The organism is Spirillospora sp. NPDC049652 (assembly GCF_040675125.1).
Lineage (GTDB): Bacteria > Actinomycetota > Actinomycetes > Streptosporangiales > Streptosporangiaceae > Spirillospora.
The window spans coordinates 1-4,380 of record NZ_JBFAOF010000624.1 but is presented as its reverse complement, the minus strand read 5'-3'; the positions used below and the strand labels follow the sequence as shown (position 1 = coordinate 4,380).

General features: G+C 72.1%; 3 protein-coding genes. 1 reads left to right on the top strand and 2 read right to left on the bottom strand.

The features are described from left to right. Positions 1-213: 213 nt before the first annotated feature. The gene (locus AB0J52_RS29330) at positions 214-1,146 is read left to right on the top strand and encodes a hypothetical protein (protein WP_500185774.1); all 933 of its coding nucleotides are present in this window, start codon (positions 214-216) and stop codon (positions 1,144-1,146) included. A 30-nt stretch (positions 1,147-1,176) separates the two neighbouring features. On the opposite strand, the gene AB0J52_RS29325 is transcribed toward AB0J52_RS29330, so the two are convergent. Together AB0J52_RS29325 and AB0J52_RS29320 are read right to left on the bottom strand one after the other, a co-directional pair. Further along, positions 1,177-3,321: a glycoside hydrolase family 31 protein gene (locus AB0J52_RS29325; protein WP_500185773.1), complete on the bottom strand. Its 2,145-nt coding sequence runs from the start codon at positions 3,319-3,321 to the stop codon at positions 1,177-1,179. A 151-nt stretch (positions 3,322-3,472) separates the two neighbouring features. Then, on the bottom strand, positions 3,473-4,380 hold a 908-nt coding region (locus AB0J52_RS29320; RefSeq protein ID WP_500185772.1), incomplete at its 5' end, for an aminotransferase class I/II-fold pyridoxal phosphate-dependent enzyme.

The window sequence follows — 4,380 nt, the reverse complement described above, 5'->3', positions numbered from 1 at the left end:
TTCGCCGACCGCTACACCGACACCACGGCCCACGCGGCCGCCGCCGCCGTGGCGGCCTGGACCGGGCTGCCCGTCCGGTCCTCATGAGGCACGGTGTTCCCGCGGCCACAACGGGCCGCGCGCGGCGCCAGGGGTTGTGATGCAATACGGCTATTCCAGCCGTTCCGTCCCGGGCGGCGCTCTCCCGGCCGGGTCCGCCCCTGGGGAGTCCGCGTGGCCGACCAGACCGACGACGCCGACGATCTGCGCGCGCGCTGGCGGTCGCTCGAACCGTCCGTCCGCCGGGAACTGCTCAAGACCGGGCAGGCGAGCGAGCCTGAGGCGCAGTGGATCGCGGTCTACTACGCCCAGCAGGAGATCGGTCCGGTGCGGCGGAAGCCGTGGACCGCGCTCGGCGTCTTCGCCCTCTCCGTCGTCGCGGTCCTGGGGTTGCTGCTCCTGGCCGAGGTGGGCCGCGCGGCCCTGCTGGTGCTCGCCGCGATCGCGCTCGTCGTCGCGTTCGCGGTGGGAGTGTTCGGCTGGGCGCAGAACCAGCTCACCGCGCTCAACCGGATCATCACGGTGAACGCCCACGTCCCGCTGCCGAGGGCCGAAGGCGCGACGGCCGAGTCCGTGCCGGCAGGGCGGAGGGAACCGCTGGACGTGCGGGTCGTGCCCCGCAAACTGATCATTTTTCTCGGAGGGTGCGCGCTGGTCCAGGCGGCGTTCGGCACGGTGGCGCTCGTCTCGCACGCCGCCGTGGCCACCATCGCGGTGTTCGGCATTCTGACCGGGCTCATGCTGGTGCTCCTGGCGTCCGCGCTCGTGCGCGCGCGTCAGGACGACCCCACGATGGCGCTCGGCGAGGACGGGGTGACCATCGCGGGAGGGAGGACGACCGTGCCGTGGGCGCGGATCACCGGTGTCCGCGTCTTCCCGCTGTTCCCGCTCCGCCGCCACGGCCGAGCGCACCTCCTGCTGCTGACCGTGGACGACCCGGAGCAGCTCGTCGCGAGCCTCACCGGCAGGCACGCGCGGATGGCGCGGCGGTCGCTCAGCTCGTACGGCGCTCCGGTCTCCTTCGCCGACCAGTTCACCGACACCACGGCCCACGCGGCCGCCGCTGCGGCGTCCGCGTGGACCGGGCTGCCCGTCCGGAACTCCTGAGCCCGGTGCGGGCTCCCGGGCCCGTCCGGGCTACTTGAGGATCTTCAGCAGGCGCGGGGCGTCGGGCGCGCCGAGCCGGACGAACAGCGGCACGGTGCCCAGGCCGGCGCGGTAGCCGCGCAGGTCGCCGCCCTTCACGGCGCGGTGCCGGACGACGTCGTACCAGGTGCCGGGCGGCAGGTGCACGTCGCGGCTCGTCCCGGCCGCGAGGACGGGCGCGGCGAGCAGCGCGTCGCCGAGCAGCCACTCGTCGGAGACCGTGTAGGACGCCGGGTCGTCCGGGTGCCGGAAGAACAGCGGCTTCATGATCGGCTCACCGGTGCGGACGGCGCGCGCGGCCTGGTCCCGGATGTAGGGGGCGAGCGCGGCGTGCAGCCGCGTCGCGGCGGCGTAGTGGCGGGCGACCTCCGGCGGGTAGGTGACCCACTTCTTGTTCACGAAGTCGTACACCCTCAGCGGCGAGGTCGAGGCGTACTCGATCGGCATGAGGGACGCCGCCTGCGCCCAGCGCACCAGGACGTCGCCGGTCGGCGGCGGCATGCTGTCCGAACCGCCGATCATGTCGGTGGCGACGAACGGGTAGCCGATGACCGAGACGGCGAGGTTCTGCTTGACGGCGGCGTTGAGCGAGGCCCAGTCGGTGCCCTTGTCCACGGTGCGGGTGACGAAGCCGTACTTCTGCGCGCCCGTCCAGTGCACGCGGATGCCCGCGCCCTGGAGGTCGAACTGCTGGGCGAGCTCCGCGCCGAGCCTGCGGTATCCGGCGGCGTCGAGCCCGTTGGACGCGGCGCACCGCTCGTCGAAGAACTTGGTGTCGAACTTGAAGCCGTCCACGCCGTAGTCGGCCTGGAGCTTCTTGAGCTGGCCCTCGTACCATTTGTAGGCGTCGGGGTTGCCGAGGTCGATGAGCCCGGCCTTGCCGTTCCACCAGGTGACCGTGCAGGGCTGGGACGGGTCCTGCTTGGACTTGAGCAGGTACCCCTTCTCCTTGGCGACCCGGTAGTTGTCGGCGTCCAGGTTGATCCACTGGGTGATCCAGACGCCGAAGTCGTAGCCCATGGCGTGGACCTGGTCGGACATGCCCTTGGGGTCGGGGAACTTGGCGTTCCAGGTGTAGTCGCCGTAGTGGGTCATCCAGCCGTCGTCCAGCTGCATGGTGTGCGCGAGGACGCCCGCGTCGTGCAGCGAGCGCGCGTAGTCGAGGAAGCCCTTCTGGTCGACGGTCGAGTAGAACTGCGCCCACGAGTTCCAGAGCGGCTTGGTGAACTGCGCGGGGGTCGCGCCGACGGCCCGGGGCTTGCCCGCGATGCCGATGTAGTCCTGGTAGACGGCGCGCGGGGTGCGCTCGACGAAGAACGTCGCGTCCAGGTTCGCGGTGTCGGTGACCTCGAAGTCGGCGACGCCCGGGTGGAGGCGGCCGAGCGACACGCGCATGAGGTTGCCGGTGTCCACGTACAGCCCGGCGGACGTCGCGGTGAACCAGAACGGCTCGGTCATCAGGTACGACGCCGGTCCGAACGTGGTGTCGTTGACCTGCTCCTTGCCGGTCGCGGCGTCCAGCGGCCAGGGCTGGCGGGTGTCGGGTTCGCCCTCGGCGTCGCTCTTGGCCTCGCCGTGCCCGTACCAGTGGCCGCCCGACGCCATGTCGAGATGCAGCGCCGCGGCGGTCACGGTCGAGGCGTTCGAGCCGGTCACGCCGGTCTGGACGCGGTAGCGGTCGGCGGACGGAGTGATCCTGACGGTCAGCGTGGTGGCGGCGTCGGACGTCGCCACCGACAGGTTCAGCGTGCCGTCCGTCCAGCGGGCCGCGCTGACCTCGGTGGGCGTGACGCGGGTGCCGTCCGGGCGGGCGAGGTCGAACGCGCCGCTCGCGGCGGTCGCGAGGACGGTCTTCCCGGCGCGGCGGGTGGTGATGGCGAACGGCTTGCGGGCGATGCCGATCTCGTAGTCGCGGGCGGCGACGGTGACCGTCCTGGCGTCCTGGCGGACGGTGGCGCTCGCGGTTCCGGCGGTCTGGGCTGAGTCGGTCCGGGCTGAGTCGGCGACGGCGGACGGCGCCAGGGCGACGGTCAGCGGCGCCGCCAGCGCGACGGCGCCGACGGCGGCGGTGACGGCGTTGACGGTGGTGGTGGTGCTTGTTCTGCGGCGGGTTACGGGACGGCTGCGTCGGGACACACGCGGCACGGACACCTCACAGGAATGCTCGATAATGAGCGCTTCTCAAGCATCCCGAGCGTAAATGCGCAACCCGTGGAGATCAAGAGACACGGCCTTCCCGCGCGTCGCCGATAGTTGAGCCGAGGGTCGAGGGGGCGCGGGCCGGGCGTCAGCGGGCGAGGCGGTGCAGGCGTTCGACGGCCTGGTCGATGACGTCCTCGCGCTTGCAGAACGCGAACCGGACGAAATGCGCGCCGGCCTCGGCGTGGTCGTAGAACACCTGCGTCGGGATCGCGACGACCCCGGCGCGCTCGGGCAGCGCGCGGGCGAGTTCGAGGCCGTCGGTGAAGCCGAGCGGCCGGATGTCGGCCTGCACGAAGTAGGTGCCCTGCGGGCGGAGCGTGCCGAACCCGGCCGCTTCCAGGCCGGTGATCAGCCGGTCCCGCTTGGCCTGCAGCGACTTGCGCAGGTTCTCCACCCACGCGCCCTCCTCGCGCAGCGCGTACGCGGTCGCGCGCTGGTAGGGGGCGCTCGCGGTGAACGTGACGAACTGCGCGACCGTCCGGACGGCGCTCACGAACGGCGCGGGCGCGCACACCCAGCCGGTCTTCCAGCCGGTCACCGAGAACGTCTTGCCGGTGGAGGAGACCACGACCGTCCGCTCGCGCATGCCGGGCAGCGCGGCGAGGCTGACGTGCTCGACGTCGTCGAAGGTCAGGTACTCGTACACCTCGTCCGTGATCGCGACGAGGTCGTGCTCGCGGCAGACCGCCGCGATCGTCTCCAGCTCGGCGCGGGTGAACACCGTCCCGGTCGGGTTGTGCGGCGAGTTCACCATGATCAGCCTGGTCCGCGGGGTGACGGCGGCGCGCAGCTCGTCCGGGTCGAAGGTGAACCGGCCGTGCTCGGGGCGGAGCGTGACCGTCCGGCGGACCGCCCCGGCCATCGCGATCATCGCCGCGTAGGAGTCGTAGTACGGCTCGAAGACGACCACCTCGTCGCCGGGCTCGGCGAGGCCGAGCAGCGCGGCGGCGATGCCCTCGGTCGCGCCGACGGTCACGAACACCTCGGTCGCCG